We start from the raw sequence: 18,793 nt of genomic DNA, 5'->3' as shown, positions 1-18,793 counted from the left end.
CCGCGTGCATCGTAACGGATGACAGGCATGGGCAAACCGTGGACCGGCACAGAGTATTCGCTTTCGGCGTCGATTTCAGGGTTTTCCATGCTGTTAAAGAAACTGATTGTCCGCTCAAGGCCGTCTACGCTGGCGCTCCCGGAACCGGCATCTCCGCCGGGGCCCAACAGGACACGCCATCCGTACAGTAACGGCGGAAAATGAGGATTCTGAAGTGTGCCGAACGAGGCTTTCGGGTTGCCTTCAGCGCGGTGTCGTGGCGCGGCGCGGTATGCGTTACCTGCGCAGCCTGCGATGATCGGGGAATATCCCCTGCCGCGTGCGGCGGATGCCCAGGATCGAATGATGAGCGACAAAGCGCGCCTCAGGGTTGGGTTGAGATCCGCGCCGGATTGCCGGCCATAGCCATAAGACAAGATTACTGATCGTCGTCATCGGCCGACGGGCCCGCGTCGAGGCTTCCCGCGGTGCTCGCTCCACGCCTGGCGATGGCGCGCGCGAGCAGCTCGCTCGCCGGGTGGCTCGATGCGTCGACGGTCAGGGCGTGGCCCGCGTTTTGCCACGCGCAAACCCATTGCCCCTGACGCGCGCATAGCCGTGCGTAGCCCAGCAGGGCGTCCCGTTCCCGTTCGCGCGAAACCAGTTCGGCCTGCATCTGTAGCGCCTCGCTGTTGCCGGGCTCTTCGGCCAGTGCGCTCATGATGGCCCTGCGTGCCGGCCAAAGATTGCTCTTGTCCAGACTCGCGCGGGCACTGGCGAGATTTCTGGCCGCGTCGGCATGGAGGTTCGCGCTGGTCTTCCGCACAGCAACGCGTTCCTCATGACGATTCATTGGCGCATCGGCGTTTTGCCGAGCGGCGTCCCTGTTCGCCATGCGGGGTGGCGCTCGCGGTGCGGGTTCCGCCAGCGCCTGCGGGGCCGCGGGCGGCTCGGTGTCATTGGCTGGCGCGCGGGTTGCCGGGACCGCAACCACCTGGGGCGCGAGCACCGGCCCTTTGGCCGTCTGAGCGACGGGCGCCGGTTCCTTTTCTTCGTGATGTGCGATCCCGTAGGCGGCAAATGCGAGCGCGAACACGGCCACGCTGGCGAAGGCATAGAACTGCTGTCGCGAGCGGTGCCCTGGGGGTTCGCCGGCCGTCTCCTCCTGGGAGGAAGCGATCATCTGGTTCGCCCCGCATTCGGGACAGAATTTCATCGGGCCACTGAGTCCGGTCCCACAGCGGGAACACTGCCGCGAGCCGGGTTCAACCCGCTCAAATTCCTTGGACATGGGAAAACCTGGAGTCGGAAGATCGAACTGATTGCCGCTACAGCCTGTCGCGTAGCGGCGGGTCAGGGAAGTGCCGCAAAATCGATGCCTGGGAGAATCATCGGGCGGTGCGACGGCTGCCGGTTTCGCCGCACGATGATTACATGGGATGTAATTGGCGCCATGCGCTGCTGCCGCTACGCTTCGATTGTCGTCTTTTCATTTTCATCCACCTCGATCAGGGAAATACGATGAATGCCACCAGTCTCGATTCGAAAGTACCGCTGAACGAACTCGGTGGTCTGCTGCGCTATTGGCGCGACCTGCGCGGCGTGAGTCAGCTCGATCTGTCGCTCGATGCCGGCGTTTCGCAGCGTCAGATCAGCTTTATCGAAAGCGGGCGTAGCGTGCCGGGCCGGGACACGCTGCTGACGCTTGCTCAGACACTCGATGTGCCGCTGCGCGAGCGCAATGACTTGCTGCTCGCCGCCGGTTACGCGCCCGTGTATTCGGAAGCGGCATGGAATGCCCAGGAGATGCATGGTGTCATCCGCGCGCTGGAGCGAGTCGTTCGCCAGCACGAGCCGTTTCCGGCGATCGTGATGGACCGTCACTGGAATGTTCTGATGACCAACGAGGCAGCACCGCGTTTCTTCAATTGCTTCATCGACATGGCCGCGCGCCCGAGCCCGCGCAACATGCTGCATCTGGTCTTCGATCCTCAGGGGATGCGGCCATTCGTGGCCGATTGGGACACGGTCTCGCGTAGCCTCCTGCAACGCGTGTATCGCGAATCGGTGGGCCATATGATCGACGCCGGCACGAAGCATCTGCTCGACGAACTGCTGGCCTATCCCGACGTACCGCGCGACTGGAAGGCCCATCGTGGGTCGTCTACCGCGGCCACCATGCCCGTCATTCCACTGAGCTTCGTCAGCGAGGGCGTCGAGCTTCGCTACTTCTCGATGGTCACGACCGTGGGCACGCCGCAGAACGTTGCAGCTCAGGAACTGCGGCTGGAATCCATGTTTCCCGCCGACGACGAAACCGAAGCACGCCATCGGCAGTTGCTCGCGGCACATTCCAGGCAGCACTGAGCGGCTTGCCGCTAGGGGCTTGCCTCATCCGACGGCGGCGCGAACCTGACCCAGTTGTCGCAACTGTTCAACACGACCTTGAACGCCGCGTTGCAATCGGCCGGCCTGCAGGGCAAAGTCATCCAGATCGATTCGTACACCTGGGTGAGCCAGATGATCGCGAATTTCCAGGCGAACGGCTTTACGGTGTCCAACACGGCGCAGGCTTGCGATCCCTCGAAAACACCCGACGACACCTCGTTGCTCTGCTCGCCGGCGACCTACGTCGTGCCCAATGCGGACCAGACGTACCTGTTCGCCGACGACCTGCATCCGACCACGCGTTTGCATGCGCTTTTCGCTCAGTACGTGGAGCAGCAGATTGCCGCCAGCGGATTGGGGCATTGAGCGTCCGGGATGCGATCATCGGGGGGAATTCAGGAGTCCCGTCAGTTCGTCCGGCGAGATCTCGTCGTTGTCCTCGCTCTCTTGACGGCGGCCCCGGATCTCTGCCCGCTTCTGTGGGTCGAACCTGGCCAGGTCCTGGAAAATGAGCCGCCCCCACGTTTGGCCTCGCGCCTGGACGAGCAGGCCGCCCTCGGCGATCTTCCCGAGTTCGACCGGCGCGAAGCCGAGCCGGTCGACCAGATCCGCCACGGAGGCGCTGGCCGCGCCGTCGTCGCTGGAGACGAACACGACTCGCCGGCCTCCCTGCGGTGTCGTGGCCCCTTGGGCCAGGGTCCCGGCGGGCAGGTGGTTGAAAGCCTTCACCAGTTTCGCTCCCGGCAGCGCTTTCGCAATGGCGGCGGTCGAGGGCAGCCCGTCGAGTTCCTCCGGGGGGACGCCGAACGCATTGGTTGCGTCGACCACGAGTTTCCCCTGCCAGCTTTCGGCGGCCCGCGCGACGTCACGGTGGGCAGCGAACGGCATGGCCAGGATAACGACGTCGGCCTTGACCGCGTCTTCCATATGCTGCGGGACGAGCGACGGGCCGATTTGCGCCGCCAGTGCCGCGAGTGCCGCCGGCGGCCGTCTGCCCGCCACCGCGACTTCGATTCCCTGGCGCGCGAACGCCTGGGCGATGGCCGTTCCGATCTTGCCGAGGCCGATGATTGCGTAGCTCATTGAATGCTCCTTCCGTCGTGCCCGAAGTCAAACCTGGCCGACGCCACCGTCGTCCATCAGGTCCGCGCCCGTCATGTAGGAACTCTGGTCGGACGCGAGGAAGAGCGCCCCATTGGCCATCTCTTCGGGCCGGGCAAGCCGGCCGAGCGGGACCATGCTCAGGTACATGTTCACCAGCGCCTCGCGTTCTTCGGGCGTCGAGACCTGGGAGTCGAGCATCGGGGTGTCGGTGACGCCTGGGCTCAGCGTATTGACGCGAATGCCGCGATCCTTGAATTCCGCTGCCCACGTGCGGGTATAGGAACGCAGCGCCGCCTTGGTCGCCGCGTAGGCGGTATGACCGGGAATGCCCATGAGGTGCATGGCCGAGGAGACGAGGATGATCGATCCGCCTCGTGTCATCAGCGGCAGCAGCTTCTGCACGAGGAATACGGGGCCGCGGGCGTTGAGGTTGAAGGTCTTGTCGAAGTGTTCGGGCGTGAGCGTGTCGATGGGAGCCTGCTCCACCAGGGCCGCGTTCGACACGACGATGTCGACGCGTCCCTTTTCGTCCCTCACTGCCGCGGCGACGCGGTCGAGGTCATCGAGGTTCGCGGCGTCGGCCCGGATTGCGGTGACGTTGCGGCCTATCTGGGCGGCGGCCTCGTCGAGCTGGGTCTCGCGACGGCCGAATATGAAAACGTGAGCGCCTTCGGCGGCGAACCGCCGGGCGATAGCCAAACCGATGCCAGTCGTTCCGCCGCTAATGACGGCAACTTTGTCTGTGAGAGTGGACACGGGAACCTTCCTTCGTCTGCTGATGGATGACAGGAAGAGCGTAATTGCTGGCCGTGCGGATGATAATCCGCAAATTTTTCATAAGACCTATTCGCGAGGGGAATCGGCCATCTTCGCCCGCGCCGCGTGAGTCATGCCGAAAGTGTTCATAATGACAGAGCGTCCCGCGGTATTGATTCTTTGGAGGAATGCGGTGGATCGGTTTCACGAATTGAGCGCCTTCATTGCCGTCGTGGAAGCGGGCGGGTTTTCCGCTGCGGCGCGCAGGACGGGCGAGTCGCAGTCGGCCATCAGCAAGGCGATCGGCGCCCTCGAAAAGCGTCTTGGCGTCGTGCTGTTCAACCGCAGTACGCGCAGCGTGACCCTGACCGATCAGGGGCAGCGGTACTACGACCGGGCCAAACCGCTGGTGGACGAGATGGATGAAGTGGATGGAGAACTGACGAGCAGCACGCTCGATGTTTCGGGCTTGATCCGGATCGCCTCGGCGTCGACTTTCGGCCGCCTGCACGTCGTTCCGCTGATACCCGAGCTGTTGTCGCGCCATCCGGGCCTGCAAGTGGATCTGATCCTTTCCGACTTCGTGCGCGATATGGTGGAAGACCGGATCGATCTGGCGATTCGCGTGGGGCCGGTCGACGAACCGGACGCCGTGGTCAAGCCCGTGGCCAGCAGTCCGCTCGTCTGCGTCGGGTCGCGTCGTTACTTCGAGCGATTCGGCACGCCCAGAACTCCCGCCGACCTCGTTCATCACAATTGCCTTTTATATGGAGGCCTGATGGAATCGGTCAACTGGCCGTTTGTCGGGCCAGAGGGGCGGTTCAGCGTAACCGTTCACGGGAATCTTTCCTCCAACAGCGTCGAAACGATCCGGGCGGGCGTGCTGGCCGGTATGGGCATCGGCCTGTTCACGAAGGCTTCTCTTGCCGACGAACTCCGGCATCCGGAAGTCGTCACGGTTCTCGACGACTTTATCCGCGACGCCAGAGACATCAGCCTCATCTGGCCGAAGCGCCGGTTCGTTCCGGCACGCCTGCGCCGCGTAACCGAGTTTTTTGCCAAGGCGCTCCCGGCCCGGATTTAGGCGGGCGAGAGCCCACCCACCGGGCAGCATGGCAGATGTCGAGAGACGGCCTTCGGTCATGCCGCGAGCTTTGCCGCCGCATCCCGAAGCGCCGTGCGCAGCCCCTCCTCGACGACGGGGTGATAGAACGGCATGGCCAGCATTGCGTCGACGGTCAGGCCCATCTGCAGGCTCCACGCGAGCAGGTGGCCGATGTGCTCGGCCGAGGGGCCCAGCATCTCCGCACCGATAAAGCGCCGCGTCGCGCGATCGACGTACACATGCGCCCGCCCCTGGTTTTTCAGCATCACACGGCTGCGCCCCTGGTCCTCGAAACTCACTTCGCCGGTCACGAAACTGCCCTCGGGCAGCTCGCGATGCCGCGCACCCACGAGGGCGATCTGCGGGTCGGAGAACACGACCGCCAATGGCGCCCGGCGCTCGATTTTCGCCACGTCGGGATAGCGCGCCGCGTTGCGGCCCGCTGCGCGGCCTTCGTCGGCGGCTTCGTGCAGGAGCGGCACGACGCCGTTCACGTCGCCTGCGATGAAGACCGGATGCGGGCCCACTTGCAGCGTGTCTGCGTCGAACTGAGGGATGCCGTGTTCGTCGAGTTCGATCGATGTGTTCTCGAGCCCGAGGTTCCCGACATTGGGCTGCCTGCCGGTGGCTGCCAGCACATATTCATAGCTATCCTCAGTAACGGTTCCATCGGGGCGGCGATAGCGCAACCTCACATCGTTGCCGTCGCGCGTTGCGCTCAGCATCGTGCCGCTCGGCTCGAAATGGAACGCTTCCCCGAAGATCGCGCGCGCCGTTTCCACGAGCTTCGGGTCGGTCAACTGGCCGACGCTGCCGCGCCCGCCGTACACGCTCACGCGTACGCCAAGCCGCGCGAGCGCCTGCCCGAGTTCGAGGCCGATCACGCCGGGGCCCATCACCGCCACGCTGCGCGGCAGGGTCGTCCAATCGAACACGTCGTCGTTCACCACCACGCGGTCGCCAAGCCCGGCCAGCACCTCCGGCACAACGGGCTTCGAGCCGGTTGCGATCACCACGCGCCCGGCGCGCACTTGCGTATGGTCGCCCACCTGCAGCAGGCGGTCATCGACGAAACGCGCATATCCCACCAGCCGGTCCTCCGCCGGCAGGGCTTCCACCCCCTCGATCACGAAGCCGACGAAGCGGTCCCGCTCGCGGCGCACACGCGCCATCACCGCTTCGCCATCGACCTGCACGCCGGCTACATGGATGCCGAACGGAGCCGCGTGGCTTGCCGTATGCGCCGCCTCGGCCGCCGCGATCAGGAGCTTGGACGGCATGCAGCCCACGCGCGCGCAGGTCGTGCCGTATGGACCGCCCTCGATGATCACGGCGGTGGCGCCCTCCGCACGGGCCGCGCGGTAGGCGCTCAGCCCCGCGGTGCCCGCGCCGATGATGGCGACGTCTTTCTGTATCATGCGCATGGCGCAATCCCTCCTTGAATGGCGGAACGTAACCGATGGGCTTCGCGCGATTTCGCGGTGCGCCACTCGTCACGGCTTGCATACAGTGTAAGAAGGGCGCGCAGGCCGATGAATGCCACGAAGAAGCAATATCCTGCTCAATCGTCTCATTCGGCCAGCCAGGGGCCGCTACGATGCGATTTTTACACCGGAAACCTGCAATCGTCTCGCGCACCTGCTGTAGCCCGGTGCCGGGCATTTCCGTGAGGACGGAACTCAAACCCGGACGCAGGGCGCGCCCTGGCCTTGCTAGCGGCATGTCAATGCAGAGGCGTGGCAAGGCGTGCGATGCGGCGCACCTGGCGCGGCAGCACGATATACATGCTCCAGATCACGAGGAGCATTGCGCGCAGCACGTCCTCGACATGATGCGGCAGCGCAACGATCAGTTCCGCAATCAGCAGGCTGCCCGGTACGGACCACAGATAGGTGGTCAGGCCGAGCAGGGTTGCGTGCCATAGACCGAGCCGTTCGGGTCCGGGCAAGGCGTGCGCGGCCAGTCCGCTTCGAACCATGTAGCCCGAGAGCGGCAGGCTCAGGAGTACATAGACCAGAACGGTGGCCACGAGCGGCAGGGCCATGATCACGACCGGCACGATGGCCGATAATGCCGTTGCGCCCGACGGGGTCAGCGCGGCCGAGAGCCGCATGAGCGGCGCGGCCGTCTTCCAATCCAGGTAGTTGTACCCGACGAGAAAGGCGAGGCAGAGCAGCGCGCTGGCGAGCCACTGGCGCCAGGCGCAGGACCACCACACATAGAGGCGCCGCCCGAAGCTCATGCTCCGGGTGAGCCGGAACAGAGGCCGCCGGTCCGTGAGCGTGGCTACGCCAGCCATCACGACAAAGAGGCCTGCTGCGAGAGCCAGCACGTAGAGATTCCACGGGAAGAATCCCGCGTGATGACCGACGACCGTCGACGCCGGTTGGGGTACGGAGAAATGCTGCAGATGCCGGGCAATATATTCGGAGGGGTCGAGCGCCTGTGCCGATCCGTTCGTGCTCATGCCGCCTCCCTGTTGAAGGAAACGCAACAGCGGGAAAGCAACCGCGCGAAGAGGTTGCGTTCGTCTTGACGGAAGCCTGGCAGATTATGCGGCGTTCGCTACGGACGTTAGCATTTTAGAATTCCTCATCTGAATGTCCAGTCTCTTCGGTTCCCTAAACAGATTGAGCAAGCTTGCGGCGGACTGGAAAAGCGAGGGTGTTTGCGGACATGTGGAGGCGCTGGACGGGCGATTTCCCGGCATGCGCGCGCCGCCTTCCTTTCCGCTCGAAAGCCTTCGCGGCCGGTCGGATCGTGCTGTATTCTGTTTGTGTCAGGCCCTTTGTGCCAGACCCGTTTGTGCCGGACGCCTGCGTCCGGTCTGGCAGCCTGATTCCGTCATGCACGAGAGCATCCAGACCGCCATGAAGCGTGAATCTTCGCTGGAACTCGTCATTACTTCGGCGCAGTTTTCGCCGGACGCCACCTTTCTCGTGGACGAGCGAGGACACATACGCCACGTGAGCGACGCCTGCCGGGAAATATTCGGGTATGCGCCGTCCGACTTCATCGATCAACAGATTATCGATTTCGTGGTTCCTGCCGATCAGGACGCGACGCTCAGGGAAGCGCGGGAGGTGCTGGCGGGCCGCAAGCGGGTAGGCTTCGAGAACCGCTATCGCCACAAGGATGGCAGCGAGGTCTACATCACATGGTCGGCGCGCTGGCTCGAACGCGAGCGGGTGCGCATAGGGGTGGCGCGCGACGTGACGGAACTCAGGCGCGGCATGACGGGCATAACGGGCGTACCGGTCCTGCTGGCCCAGCTTGCGCCCCATGAGCGCAAGGTCCTGGCGATGCTGCTGACCGAGGCCACGGAGAAGCAGATTGCCGAGAGGCTAGGGTTGGCCGTTTCGACCACCCATTCGTATATCACCGGGATTTTTCGCAAATACGGCGTGCGTGGCCGTGCCGGCTTGATGAGTCTGTGGCTGAAGCACCTTTCCTCGGGTGTCTGGCCTTCGGACAAAGGCCAGGGTTAGCGGCAAGGGGGTGCCTCGCCGATCAGGTCTGGACTGCTACCGGCGGCGTGCGAAGGCGCTCCAGCAGATGCAGCAGACGTACGCGATGCGGCGGAAGCAGGTCCGGCGCGGCCAGCAGGTGTTGCACGCGTTCGAGCCAGTAACGATGCCCGAAGATTACGCACGCATCTTCGACCGTCAGGACCCGCTCCAGATGGGCGATGGCCGCGTCGGCGGTCTGCGCGCAATACGGAACCTTGTCGGCTGTCGCCTCCCTCGTCCGCGTTTTCATGTGGCTCTCTCAGGTTGCTATGTTTTTTTGACTTGCTACGGCCCGGCGTGATGGCGGCTTATCGCCTTGCTTACAAATATCTTATCGAAGCGCGTCAGGCTGTCATACCCTGCTAATCAGAGGGATGACGCCGGGTCCATTTCCGGCTTCGCTGTGCGGAAATCGTCATTGCGGGCAAGGCAATCGACCAAGACGGTTGCGGGGGCGGGACCTACGATTAGCGGCATGAAAACGCTGACCGTAATCGATTCCCATACCGGCGGCGAGCCCACGCGGCTCGTGACCGAAGGCGGCCCGGATCTCGGCCGCGGCCCGCTTGCCGAGCGGCTCGATATTTTCCGCCGCGAGTACGACCGCGTGCGTGCCGGCGTCGTCAACGAGCCGCGCGGCTCGGACGTGCTGGTCGGCGCGCTGCTGTGCGAACCCCACGACCCGGGGTGTTCGGCGGGCGTGATCTTCTTCAACAACGTGGGCTTTCTCGGCATGTGCGGCCACGGCACGATCGGTCTTGTCGCGTCGCTGGCGCATCTCGGGCGCATCCAGCCGGGCGTGCATCGTATCGAAACGCCGGTGGGCGTGGTCGAGGCCGAACTGCACGCGGACCGCAGCGTGACGGTGCGCAACGTGCCCGCCTACCGGTACCGCAAGGCCGTGCCGCTCGACGTGCCCGGCCTCGGCCGCGTGCACGGCGATATTGCGTGGGGCGGGAACTGGTTTTTTCTCGTTGCGGACCACGGTCTGCCGCTCGACGCGGCCAACGCCGAGTCATTGACCGAGGCAGCGTGGCGCATCCGGCAGGCGCTGGAAGCGAACGGCATCACGGGCGAGGGCGGCGCGCTTATCGATCACATCGAACTCTTCGCCGACCCGGCGCGTGCCGATGTCGACAGCCGCAACTTCGTGCTGTGTCCCGGCAAGGCCTACGATCGTTCGCCCTGCGGTACCGGCACGAGCGCGAAGGTGGCATGCCTCGCGCTCGACGGTGCGCTCGCGCCGGGCGAGACGTGGCGCCAGGAGAGCATTATCGGCAGCGTGTTCGAGGCATGCTACGAAGCGGATCCGGCGCTGCCGGCGGGGTATGTGCGACCGGTCATTCGCGGCACGGCGCACGTGAACGCCGAGTCGAAGCTGATCTTCAGTGAAGACGACCCGTTCGCGTGGGGCATACGCGCGTGATGAAAGCGCCCGGCACGCATCCGGATGTCGTCGTGATCGGCGCGGGTATTGTCGGCGCAGCATGCGCTCACGAGCTTGCGCAGCAGGGCGCCGACGTGCTCGTTATCGACCGCGCCGGCGCGGGCGGCGGCGTGACGGCGGCGGGCATGGGGCATCTCGTCGTGATGGACGACACGCCCGCGGAATTCGCCCTCTCCGCATGGTCACGCTCGTTGTGGCACGAGCTGGCGCCGCAACTCGACGCGCGGCATGCCTTCATTCGCTGCGGCACCCTCTGGGTTGCTGCGGACGACGAAGAGTATGCGCTCGCGCAGACGCGTCAGCAGGCGCTCTCAGGTCAGGGCGTGGCGTGCGCCATGCTGGACGAGCGGGCGCTGCGCGAGGCGGAGCCTCAACTACGCGAAGGCTTGCAAGGCGGCATGATCGTGCCCGACGACGCAGCCGTGTACGCGCCGACGGTTTGCACCCACCTGCTCGAGCAGCCTGGGCCCGGCCGTATCGTGTGCCGCTTCGATACGCCAGTCGTGCGGGTGGACCGCTCGGGGGTTCTGCTGGCGAGCGGCGAAACGATTGCCGCGGGAGCGGTTTTGCTCGCCAATGGTCTTCAGGCCTCCGAATTGTTGCCGGGCCTGCCGCTGGAGGCCAAAAAAGGACACCTGCTCATCACCGACCGCTATCCCGGCACGGTGAGGCATCAGATTCTCGAACTCGGCTACATCAAGAGCGCGCACAACACGAACGGCACGTCGGTGGCGTTCAATGTGCAACCGCGCCCCACGGGACAATTGCTGATCGGTTCGTCGCGGCAGTTCGACAACGACGATGCCGCGGTGGAGCCCGCGATTCTCGCGCGCATGCTGCGGCGCGCCGCCGGCTACCTGCCGCAATTGCCGTCGCTGAACGGAATCCGCGCATGGACCGGTATGCGTCCCGCGACGCGCGATGGCATGCCGCTGATCGGCCCGGCTGGCCCGTTTGCGACGGCGCATGCGCATCCTTCGACGTGGCTCGCCACCGGGCACGAGGGCCTCGGCGTTACCACGGCGCTTGCCACGGCGAGGCTCATCGCCGCCCAGATGCTGCGCGCGGGACAGGGTCTGCCGATCGACGCCACGCCCTACCTGCCTGCCCGTTTCGCGGCCTTGGAGGCGGTCCGTGTCTGAGATCGTGACACTCGCTGTCAACGGCAAGCGTGTCGACGTCGCCGCGGGCAGTTCGGTGGCGGCCGCCATTGCGATCGCCGATGAGGCGCAGCGCTGCGTCACGCGCCGCTCGGTGGGCGGCGCATTGCGCGGGCCGGTCTGCGGCATGGGCGTGTGCCAGGAGTGCCGCGTGACGATCGACGGCCTGCCGCATCAGTTGGCTTGCCAGACTGTCTGTGCGTTCGGCATGGAAGTCGTGACCGGGAGCGCGGGTCTGTGAAATTCGACATTCTCGTAGTGGGCGCCGGTCCCGCGGGCCTGAATGCGGCGCGAGCGGCGGCCGAAGCGGGGGCGAGCGTCGGCGTGGTCGACGACAACGCGCTGCCTGGCGGCCAGATCTGGCGGCAGGGGCCGGGCCATGCGCCCAATCGCGACGCGCGCGCGGTACTGGACCCGCTCGGACAGCGCGCCAACGTGACTTATCTCGGTGCCGCACGCGTCGTGCAGGCGCTGGCGGAGCGCGAGTTGCTCGTGCAGGACGCGAGGCGCGGCTTTAGCGTCGGCTACGACAAGCTGATTCTTGCCACCGGTGCGCGCGAGCGGTTTCTTCCTTATCCCGGCTGGACCTTGCCCGGCGTTACCGGTGCGGGCGGCTTGCAGGCGCTCGTGAAGGCCGGCATGCCGGTAAGGGGCGAACGCATCGTGATCGCCGGCACCGGGCCGCTGCTGCTGGCCGCCGCCGTCACGGCGCACGAGCAAGGCGCACGCGTGCTGGCGATCGTCGAGCAGGCCGATACCCGGAGCGTTGCGCGCTTCGCGCTGGGCCTCGTGCCGACTCCGGCCAAACTCGCACAGGCCGTGCGCCTGCGCGCCGCCTTGCGCGCCACGCCGTACTGGTGCGGCGCGCACGTCGCCGAAGCGGGCGGGGAAACGCAGTTGACGCATGTACTCGTGCGCAAGGGCGGTGACGTCCAGCGCATCGAATGCGATCGTCTTGCCTGCGCATACGGGCTGGTTCCGAATACGCTGGTGGGCGCCGCGCTGGGTTGCCGTCTCGAAGATGGCGCGGGCGGGGCGGCGCTTGCCGTCGACGCCTGGCAAGCGACATCGGTGGCCGGTGTCTATGCGGCCGGCGAATGCACGGGCGTGGGCGGTATGGAGCTTTCGGCCGTCGAAGGCGGGATCGCCGCCTGTGCCGCGCTCGGCGAGCGCGAAAAGGCGGCCGCGCTATTCGCCACGCGCAAACGCTATCGCCGCTTTGCCGCGCGCCTCGACGCCGCGTTTGCGCTGAATCCGCAATTGAGGACGCTCGCCACGCCCGACACGTTGCTGTGCCGCTGCGAGGACGTCTCGTTCGGCGAGGCCGCGCGGCACCGTTCCTGGCGCGACGCGAAGCTGCAGACGCGCTGCGGAATGGGCGCGTGCCAGGGCAAGGTCTGCGGCGAGGCGGCGGCGTTCTGCTTCGGCTGGCAAGGGGCCGGGCAGCGCCCGCCGTTCGCACCCGCGCGCATCGGCACGCTGATGGAAGCCGAATCCGAATCCCAAACCTGAGCTTCGACGCCCGCGCGGTCTCGATGGGCGTGCCTGATGGAATTGCCGATGCGCAAGCGTTCGCAAGACCGGCATAATCGGTCCGGTTCCGACTTGTCCGATCCTGCCATGCCCGATCTGGTTTTGCCCGCCGCCGCGGAGCACCTGACGCTGCCGCAGATGGTGGCGCATTTCGCCCTGCTCGAACCGCTCTTCGACGCCATGCCCGACGTGGTCTTCTTCGTGAAGGACCACGAGGCGCGCTACGTGCTCGTCAACGCCACGCTCGCGGCTCGCTGTGCGGTGAAGGAGAAGCGCGCGATCCTCGGCAAGACGGCCGAGCAGGTCTTTCCCGCACGCTTTGGACGCATCTACACGGAGCAGGACAAGGCCGTCGTGCGCCAGAACATCTGGCTCGTGGATCAACTGGAGCTGCACCTGTATCCGGGCCGGCAGCCCGGCTGGTGTCTCACCTCGAAGGTGCCGCTGCACGACGCGCACGGCCGCGTGCTGGGCGTGGCCGGCATCTCGCGCGACCTGCAGGCCGCCGAGGGCACGCACCCCGCCTACCAGCGCCTCGCTATCGCGGCGAAGTACATCCAGGACAACTATGCGCAGCCGCTCAAGCTCTCGCATCTCGCTACGCTGATCGACATGTCGGTCGCGCAGATCGAGCGTTACTTCCACAAGATCTTCCACCTCACGCCGCGGCAGATGCTGCTGAAAACGCGCCTCGACGCCGCTTCGGAGATGCTGGCGGACGACCTGAGCATCACCGATGTCGCCACGCGTTGCGGCTACAACGATCACAGCGCCTTTACGCGCCAGTTCAAGGCCACCGTCGGTCTCACGCCGAGCCAGTACCGCGCCGTGCTGCAGTCGCAGCACGGCGCCGCCGATTCCCACGAGGGTTGAGCCGCGCGGGGCCGTGCCGCGATTGTGCTGCGATTGTGCCGATTTCGTCTCTTTGCGCTGCGATTGCCCTCAAGCCTTGCGCAATCTGGATGGCGATACTTCGTTCATGCCTCCCGCCGCTGCGTGGGAGCGACACATTCAACGAAGGAGATTGTCACAGTGAGCCGTAACGCTATCCAATGGAGCGGTGTGTTCCCCGCGGTCAGTACACAGTTGAAGGCCGATTTTTCTGTCGACATCGAGGCGACGCACCGGGTCGTGAGCAATCTCGTGAGGGATGGCGTGTCGGGCCTCGTGGTGTGCGGCACGGTCGGCGAAAACACCTCGCTCAGCACGTCCGAGAAGGTTGCCGTGATCGAAGCCGCGCGCGACGCGGCGGCCGGCAAGGTGCCCGTGATCGCCGGCATTGCCGAGTTCACGACCGCGTTCGCGCGGCAGACCGTGCGCGAGGCGCAGCGCGTGGGCGTGGACGGCGTGATGGTGATGCCCGCGCTCGTCTATTCCGCGAAGCCGCACGAGACCGCCGCGCATTTTCGCGCCGTGGCGTCGAGTACCGACCTGCCGGTCATGGTCTACAACAATCCGCCGATCTACAAGAACGACGTCACGCCCGACGTGCTGATCGCCCTGCAGGACTGCGAAAACATCGTCTGCTTCAAAGACTCCTCCGGCGATACGCGCCGCTTCATCGACCTGCGTAACGCCGTGGGCGATCGCTTCGTGCTGTTCGCGGGGCTCGACGACGTGGTGGTGGAAAGCATTGCCGTGGGTGCGCAGGGCTGGGTTTCGGGCATGTCCAACGTGTTCCCGAAGGAAGGCGAAACGCTTTTCCGGCTCGCGAAGCAAAAGCGCTTCGACGAGGCGCTCGCGCTCTATCGCTGGTTCATGCCGCTCCTGCATCTCGACGCGCGTCCCGATCTCGTTCAGTGCATCAAGCTGTGCGAAGAACTGGTGGGCCGGGGCAGCGCGGTGACGCGTCCGCCGCGGCTGGCGCTGGAAGGCGAGACGCTCGCTTTCGTGAAGACGATTGTCGAGAAGGCGCTCGCCACGCGTCCTGCGCTGCCGGACGTCGGTCTTTGATACGCCAACGCGGAGACCGGAATGGGTGACGACAGCGCGGACATCGTTCTTTCGCTTGACGAACTGTTTGCGCTGGCGCGCGAGGTGCTCGTGCGTCATGGCGCGTCGCCGGCGCACGCGGACGCGATTGCGCGCGTGATCGTGCAGGGGCAGCGGGACGAATGCCATTCACATGGTATCTACCGGCTCATTGGCTGCGTGCGCTCGATCAAGAGCGGCAAGGTCGACCCGCGCGCCGAACCGACCTTGCGCGACATCGCGCCGGGCCTCTTTGCCGTCGATGCGCACTACGGCTTTTCGCTGCTGGCGTTCGAGACGGGCTTGCCGCGGCTCGCCGAAAAAGCGCTTTCGCAAGGCATAGCGGCGATGGCGATCAACCATTGCTTTCATTTTTCCGCGCTATGGCCCGAAGTCGAGGCGATCGCGGCGCTGGGCCTCGTGGGGCTCGCGATGAATCCGAGTCATAGCTGGGTCGCGCCAGCGGGCGGGACGCGGCCGGTGTTCGGCACCAATCCCATCGCCTTTGCGTGGCCGCGTGCCGAGGGCTATCCCTTCGTCTTCGATTTCGCGACGAGTGCGATTGCGCGCGGCGACATCGAGCTGCATGCGCGCGAAGGCAAGCCGATTCCCGGGCACTGGGCCATCGATCGCGACGGCGCGCCGACGACCGACGCCCGCGCGGCGCTCGCCGGTGCGATGCAGACCTTCGGCGGGCACAAGGGATCGGCATTGGCCGCGATGGTGGAATTGCTGGCGGGCGCGCTGATTGGCGACCTGACCAGCATGGAGTCGCAAGCCTTCGACGCCGGAGCGGGCGCCAGCCCTTGCCACGGCGAACTCGTGATCGCCATCGATCCGCGGCGCTTCCTGGGCGACGACTATCGGGCGGGAGAGGCGCGCGCCGAGCGCCTTTTCGAGGCGGTGACGGGGCAGGGTGCACGCTTGCCGTCGCAGCGCCGGTTCGAAGCGCGTGCACGCAGCGAGCGCAACGGCGTGCGCATTCCCGCGGCGTTATACCGTGACGTGATGGCGCTGTGACTGGACGCCCGATGGCCTCGCGCAACCACCAGGCCATCAAGCCGTCACGCTTTCCTGCACCGCCGCCGGCTCGCGGCGGGCGACGGCAACGAGCGACGCCGCGACGATCAGCAGCCCGCCAAGCCATGCCGGAAGCGAGAGCCGTTCGCCGAGCCAGACGCTCGCAAACAGCGCGCCGAACACGGGCTCGCTGCCCATCAGGAGCGCTACGCGGGTAGGGCTGCTGCGGTGGACTGCGTAGTTCTGCACAAGAAACGCGAACAGCGTGCAGCCCGCCACGAGATAGATCACGCTGCCCCAGAACAGGCCGTGTCCACTGAAAGCCGGCGGCGGCTGCCATTGCCCGCGGGCCACCGTCCATGCCAGCACTAGGCAGCCGCACGATACGATGCCGGCCTGCACGGCCGTCAAGGTCAGGGGCGGCACGGCTCCGGTCTTCATGACGCGCTTCGCGGCACAGGTGCTCAAGGCGCGCAACAGGGCGGCGAGCACGATCAGCGCGTCGCCCCAGCCGAACACGAAGTGGCCCCCGGCCAGCAGGAAGGCGCCGAGGAACGAAAGCCCCACCGCCGCCCACTCGGCGGGCCGCGGCGCATGCCCGAACCATGCCCACTCGACGAGCGGCGTCATGACTACGCACAGGCTGATCAGGAAGGCCGCATTCGATGCACGGGTCGCGGCAACGCCGAAGGTCTCCGCGAGGAAGATGCCGAGCAGCAGGAGCCCCGCGCCGAATACGCCCCAGCGTTGCGCCGGCCGTAGGGTCGCCAGCTTGCGCAGCGCGGGCGCGAGCAGCACGAAGGTGATGCCGAAGCGCAGGGCGAGCAGGCTCAGTACCGGGTAGACCAGCAGCGTGCCTTTGACCACGCCGTAACTGGTGCCCCAGATCAGCGCCACGGCGATCACCAGCAGATCTGCCCAGCGGGACGAAGGGGGGAATGCGTTCATGAGGATCCCATGCGAGGCTGTCGTTGAAAACGCCCACATTGTCCGATGATGCGCGCTGCGCGATAATCGGCTACCTCAGAACATCTTTTATGTCTGGAATGCATAGATGCGCGTGCCGTCCGGACGGCTTCCCGCAGGCATGAATCCTACCGATCTCTTTTCCTTGCTGCCGGATCTGGCCACGTTTGCCCGGGTGGTGGAGGCGGGCAATTTCTCGGTCGCCGCGCGCCAGCTTGGCAGCACGCCCTCGACCGTCAGCCGGCAGATGCAGCGCCTCGAGCGGGCGCTGGGCGCGCGGCTGCTCGAGCGCTCCACGCGCAGCATCCGGCTCACGGAGTCGGGCGCCCAGGTTTATCGGCACTGCCAGGAAATGGTCGACGCGGCTACCAGCGCGGCGGATGCCGCCACCCAGATGACGGGGCGTCCTCACGGACGCGTGAGTCTGAGCGCCCCGATTTCTGTGGCGAGAAGCGTGATCCATCCGCTGATTCCGGGTTTCCTGCGCACCTATGAGGAGGTCGAGGTCCAGCTCGTCTTCACGGATCACGAGGTCGATCCGATCCGGGATCACGTCGATCTCGTCATCCGCCCGACGTCCGCGCCGCCGCCCGGGCTCGCCGCGCGGCGGCTGGGGACGGTGCGCTGGATGCCGTGCGCCTCGCCGGCGTATCTGCACGAGCGCGGCATGCCGGTCCATCCGAAGGACCTCGCGCAGCACGATTGCCTTTATCTGGGCGAGACGGCGGACGACAACCGCTGGTCGTTCCGGCGCGGCGCCCAGCGGCATACGGTGCAGGTCGGCGGGCGCTATATCGCCAACGACGTCGGGGCGCGGCTCGACGCGGCGATCGATAACTGGGGCATTGCCAGCCTTCCGGAGTTCGCGGCGGCGCAGGCGCTGCGCGAAGGCCGGCTGGTGCGGGTGCTGCCTGAATGGGAGTTCGAGCCGCGGGCCTATAGCGGCCCGGTCTGGATACTCTATCCGCCAAACCGCTTCCTGCCGCCCAAGGTGCGGGCGCTGATCGACTGGCTGGCCCAGACGATGCCGGCGTAGGGCCGCGAGGGGATTACTTGCCCGCTTGCGACGTGCCGCCGTTGGCGCCGCCATAAGCCGTGTCGCCGCTGTTCTGCTGGGCGACGCGCATTTCGGCCTGGGGCAGGTTGGTCGTGTAGTGCATCCAGTCGTTCGGCTGGTAGCCCGCCTGTTCGAGTTGCGCGAGATGGTCTTCCACCTGGGCGCGGGTGACGGGCTGCTGGCTCGTCTGGGCCAAAGCGGCCACCGGAGCGGCGATGAGCAGGGCGACTGCAAGGGTGCGAATGACCGACTTCATGGTGACTCTCTCCACGGATTATTTTGAAATGCGCTGCGGACGGTTTTGCGGCGCTGTGGCGATAGTCTAGAAGTGGCCCGGAGTGGGGCAAAGACCCGGTTGTGCGATTGACTGTTGCGGGTTTTGAGATAATTGCGCGGCAATGCGCGGTGGGAAGCCGGGCGCAGCGCGGGAGATGGCATCCGCCGCGCTGCGCCCGAGGCGGGCGTTACTGGCCGATTGCCCTGACCCGCAGGGCGTTCTGCACGCTCTGAACCCCGTTCACCCCCTGCGCGGCGGTCACGGCCATCTGGATCTGGTCGGCCTCGGGCACCGTGCCGCCCAGCAGGATCGCGCCGCTCTTCGCCGAAACGACGATATTGCTCGAATCCAGTCCCTTGACCTTCACGAGCGCGCGCTGCACGTTCTTCGAGAGCAGCCGGTTGGCCTTGCGCATGGCCTTGGGGCTCTGCGCCGTGCTGCTCATGGCCGGCGCGCTGGCCGCGGCGCCGCTGCCCTGCGCCCAGGCGCCTGCCGTACCGAGCAGGAGCAGCGAACACGCG

Annotated in this window: 19 protein-coding genes and 2 pseudogenes; 12 read left to right on the top strand and 9 right to left on the bottom strand. The window is 66.1% G+C overall.

Annotation, left to right across the window (positions count from 1 at the left end; all coding sequences use genetic code 11):
• Positions 1–418: 418 nt before the first annotated feature.
• Positions 419–1,162 (bottom strand): hypothetical protein, encoded by a 744-nt coding sequence (locus V8683_RS15680; RefSeq protein ID WP_411192696.1) that lies wholly within the window; start codon positions 1,160–1,162, stop codon positions 419–421.
• A 338-nt stretch (positions 1,163–1,500) separates the two neighbouring features.
• Here V8683_RS15680 and V8683_RS15675 point away from each other — a divergent pair, with 338 nt between their 5' ends.
• Both V8683_RS15675 and V8683_RS15670 read left to right on the top strand, forming a co-directional pair.
• A complete protein-coding gene (locus tag V8683_RS15675; RefSeq protein WP_411192697.1) occupies positions 1,501–2,346 on the top strand; it encodes a helix-turn-helix domain-containing protein in 846 nt (281 codons plus the stop codon).
• 15 nt (positions 2,347–2,361) lie between these two features.
• Positions 2,362–2,733, top strand: a pseudogene (locus tag V8683_RS15670) (SGNH/GDSL hydrolase family protein); the annotation flags it as partial.
• A gap of 117 nt (positions 2,734–2,850) precedes the next feature.
• On the opposite strand, the pseudogene V8683_RS15665 reads toward V8683_RS15670, so the two are convergent.
• Together V8683_RS15665 and V8683_RS15660 are read right to left on the bottom strand one after the other, a co-directional pair.
• Positions 2,851–3,450, bottom strand: a pseudogene (locus V8683_RS15665) (NADPH-dependent F420 reductase); the annotation flags it as partial.
• Between the two features lie 27 nt (positions 3,451–3,477).
• Positions 3,478–4,227 carry an SDR family NAD(P)-dependent oxidoreductase gene (locus V8683_RS15660; protein WP_411192698.1) on the bottom strand — a complete coding sequence of 250 codons (750 nt, stop codon included), beginning with the start codon at positions 4,225–4,227 and terminating at the stop codon, positions 3,478–3,480.
• Positions 4,228–4,420: 193 nt separating this feature from the next.
• On the opposite strand from V8683_RS15660, the gene V8683_RS15655 reads away from it, so the two are divergent.
• Positions 4,421–5,311 (top strand): LysR family transcriptional regulator, encoded by an 891-nt coding sequence (locus tag V8683_RS15655; RefSeq protein WP_411193502.1) that lies wholly within the window; start codon positions 4,421–4,423, stop codon positions 5,309–5,311.
• A 56-nt stretch (positions 5,312–5,367) separates the two neighbouring features.
• Here V8683_RS15655 and V8683_RS15650 read toward each other — a convergent pair whose 3' ends face one another.
• Together V8683_RS15650 and V8683_RS15645 are read right to left on the bottom strand one after the other, a co-directional pair.
• Complete coding sequence (locus V8683_RS15650; protein ID WP_411192699.1) at positions 5,368–6,756, bottom strand: dihydrolipoyl dehydrogenase; 1,389 nt, start codon at positions 6,754–6,756, stop codon at positions 5,368–5,370.
• Positions 6,757–7,055: 299 nt separating this feature from the next.
• The gene (locus V8683_RS15645; protein WP_411192700.1) at positions 7,056–7,799 is read right to left on the bottom strand and encodes a hypothetical protein; all 744 of its coding nucleotides are present in this window, start codon (positions 7,797–7,799) and stop codon (positions 7,056–7,058) included.
• Positions 7,800–7,932: 133 nt separating this feature from the next.
• On the opposite strand from V8683_RS15645, the gene V8683_RS15640 reads away from it, so the two are divergent.
• Positions 7,933–8,820, top strand: coding sequence for a helix-turn-helix transcriptional regulator (locus V8683_RS15640; protein WP_411192701.1), 888 nt, complete (start codon positions 7,933–7,935; stop codon positions 8,818–8,820).
• A 22-nt stretch (positions 8,821–8,842) separates the two neighbouring features.
• On the opposite strand, the gene V8683_RS15635 is transcribed toward V8683_RS15640, so the two are convergent.
• The gene (locus V8683_RS15635; protein ID WP_411192702.1) at positions 8,843–9,091 is read right to left on the bottom strand and encodes a hypothetical protein; all 249 of its coding nucleotides are present in this window, start codon (positions 9,089–9,091) and stop codon (positions 8,843–8,845) included.
• Positions 9,092–9,307: 216 nt separating this feature from the next.
• On the opposite strand from V8683_RS15635, the gene V8683_RS15630 reads away from it, so the two are divergent.
• From V8683_RS15630 to V8683_RS15600, 7 genes are all read left to right on the top strand, one after another.
• Entirely contained in the window at positions 9,308–10,267 is a 960-nt protein-coding gene (locus tag V8683_RS15630; protein WP_411193504.1) for a 4-hydroxyproline epimerase, read from the top strand.
• On the top strand, positions 10,267–11,430 hold the full coding sequence (locus tag V8683_RS15625; protein WP_411193506.1) for an NAD(P)/FAD-dependent oxidoreductase: 1,164 nt from the start codon (positions 10,267–10,269) through the stop codon (positions 11,428–11,430). Before V8683_RS15630 ends, V8683_RS15625 begins: the two co-directional genes overlap by 1 nt.
• A complete protein-coding gene (locus tag V8683_RS15620; RefSeq protein ID WP_411192703.1) occupies positions 11,423–11,689 on the top strand; it encodes a 2Fe-2S iron-sulfur cluster-binding protein in 267 nt (88 codons plus the stop codon). Before V8683_RS15625 ends, V8683_RS15620 begins: the two co-directional genes overlap by 8 nt.
• Entirely contained in the window at positions 11,686–12,960 is a 1,275-nt protein-coding gene (locus tag V8683_RS15615) for an FAD-dependent oxidoreductase (RefSeq protein ID WP_411192704.1), read from the top strand. Before V8683_RS15620 ends, V8683_RS15615 begins: the two co-directional genes overlap by 4 nt.
• A 108-nt stretch (positions 12,961–13,068) precedes the next feature.
• Positions 13,069–13,854, top strand: coding sequence for an AraC family transcriptional regulator (locus tag V8683_RS15610; protein ID WP_411192705.1), 786 nt, complete (start codon positions 13,069–13,071; stop codon positions 13,852–13,854).
• A 159-nt stretch (positions 13,855–14,013) separates the two neighbouring features.
• Positions 14,014–14,934, top strand: coding sequence for a dihydrodipicolinate synthase family protein (locus V8683_RS15605; protein ID WP_411192706.1), 921 nt, complete (start codon positions 14,014–14,016; stop codon positions 14,932–14,934).
• Positions 14,935–14,955: 21 nt separating this feature from the next.
• On the top strand, positions 14,956–15,972 hold the full coding sequence (locus V8683_RS15600; protein WP_411192707.1) for an Ldh family oxidoreductase: 1,017 nt from the start codon (positions 14,956–14,958) through the stop codon (positions 15,970–15,972).
• A gap of 36 nt (positions 15,973–16,008) precedes the next feature.
• Here the strand turns inward: V8683_RS15600 and V8683_RS15595 are convergent, their stop codons facing one another.
• Positions 16,009–16,920 carry a DMT family transporter gene (locus V8683_RS15595; protein WP_411192708.1) on the bottom strand — a complete coding sequence of 304 codons (912 nt, stop codon included), beginning with the start codon at positions 16,918–16,920 and terminating at the stop codon, positions 16,009–16,011.
• A 139-nt stretch (positions 16,921–17,059) separates the two neighbouring features.
• On the opposite strand from V8683_RS15595, the gene V8683_RS15590 reads away from it, so the two are divergent.
• A complete protein-coding gene (locus V8683_RS15590; RefSeq protein ID WP_411193507.1) occupies positions 17,060–17,974 on the top strand; it encodes a LysR family transcriptional regulator in 915 nt (304 codons plus the stop codon).
• Between the two features lie 13 nt (positions 17,975–17,987).
• Here the strand turns inward: V8683_RS15590 and V8683_RS15585 are convergent, their stop codons facing one another.
• Both V8683_RS15585 and V8683_RS15580 read right to left on the bottom strand, forming a co-directional pair.
• The gene (locus V8683_RS15585) at positions 17,988–18,251 is read right to left on the bottom strand and encodes a DUF4148 domain-containing protein (RefSeq protein ID WP_411192709.1); all 264 of its coding nucleotides are present in this window, start codon (positions 18,249–18,251) and stop codon (positions 17,988–17,990) included.
• A 208-nt stretch (positions 18,252–18,459) separates the two neighbouring features.
• The coding region (locus V8683_RS15580) for a BON domain-containing protein (protein WP_462880659.1) at positions 18,460–18,793 on the bottom strand (334 nt) is incomplete at its 5' end.

The organism is Paraburkholderia sp. AV2 (genome assembly GCF_054968425.1).
Note: the sequence above shows the minus strand (reverse complement) of the source record. Positions and strands in the feature narration are given on the sequence as shown.

What these genes read in the sequence shown, in the direction of transcription:
- V8683_RS15650 (WP_411192699.1), bottom strand. Translation starts at nt 6,756, where the DNA reads ATGCGCATGATACAGAAAGACGTCGCCATCATCGGCGCGGGCACCGCG.
- V8683_RS15595 (WP_411192708.1), bottom strand. Translation starts at nt 16,920, where the DNA reads ATGAACGCATTCCCCCCTTCGTCCCGCTGGGCAGATCTGCTGGTGATC.
- V8683_RS15640 (WP_411192701.1), top strand. Translation starts at nt 7,933, where the DNA reads ATGTCCAGTCTCTTCGGTTCCCTAAACAGATTGAGCAAGCTTGCGGCG.
- V8683_RS15610 (WP_411192705.1), top strand. Translation starts at nt 13,069, where the DNA reads ATGCCCGATCTGGTTTTGCCCGCCGCCGCGGAGCACCTGACGCTGCCG.
- V8683_RS15625 (WP_411193506.1), top strand. Translation starts at nt 10,267, where the DNA reads ATGAAAGCGCCCGGCACGCATCCGGATGTCGTCGTGATCGGCGCGGGT.
- V8683_RS15585 (WP_411192709.1), bottom strand. Translation starts at nt 18,251, where the DNA reads ATGAAGTCGGTCATTCGCACCCTTGCAGTCGCCCTGCTCATCGCCGCT.
- V8683_RS15675 (WP_411192697.1), top strand. Translation starts at nt 1,501, where the DNA reads ATGAATGCCACCAGTCTCGATTCGAAAGTACCGCTGAACGAACTCGGT.
- V8683_RS15600 (WP_411192707.1), top strand. Translation starts at nt 14,956, where the DNA reads ATGGGTGACGACAGCGCGGACATCGTTCTTTCGCTTGACGAACTGTTT.
- V8683_RS15680 (WP_411192696.1), bottom strand. Translation starts at nt 1,162, where the DNA reads ATGATCGCTTCCTCCCAGGAGGAGACGGCCGGCGAACCCCCAGGGCAC.
- V8683_RS15590 (WP_411193507.1), top strand. Translation starts at nt 17,060, where the DNA reads ATGAATCCTACCGATCTCTTTTCCTTGCTGCCGGATCTGGCCACGTTT.
- V8683_RS15635 (WP_411192702.1), bottom strand. Translation starts at nt 9,091, where the DNA reads ATGAAAACGCGGACGAGGGAGGCGACAGCCGACAAGGTTCCGTATTGC.
- V8683_RS15645 (WP_411192700.1), bottom strand. Translation starts at nt 7,799, where the DNA reads ATGAGCACGAACGGATCGGCACAGGCGCTCGACCCCTCCGAATATATT.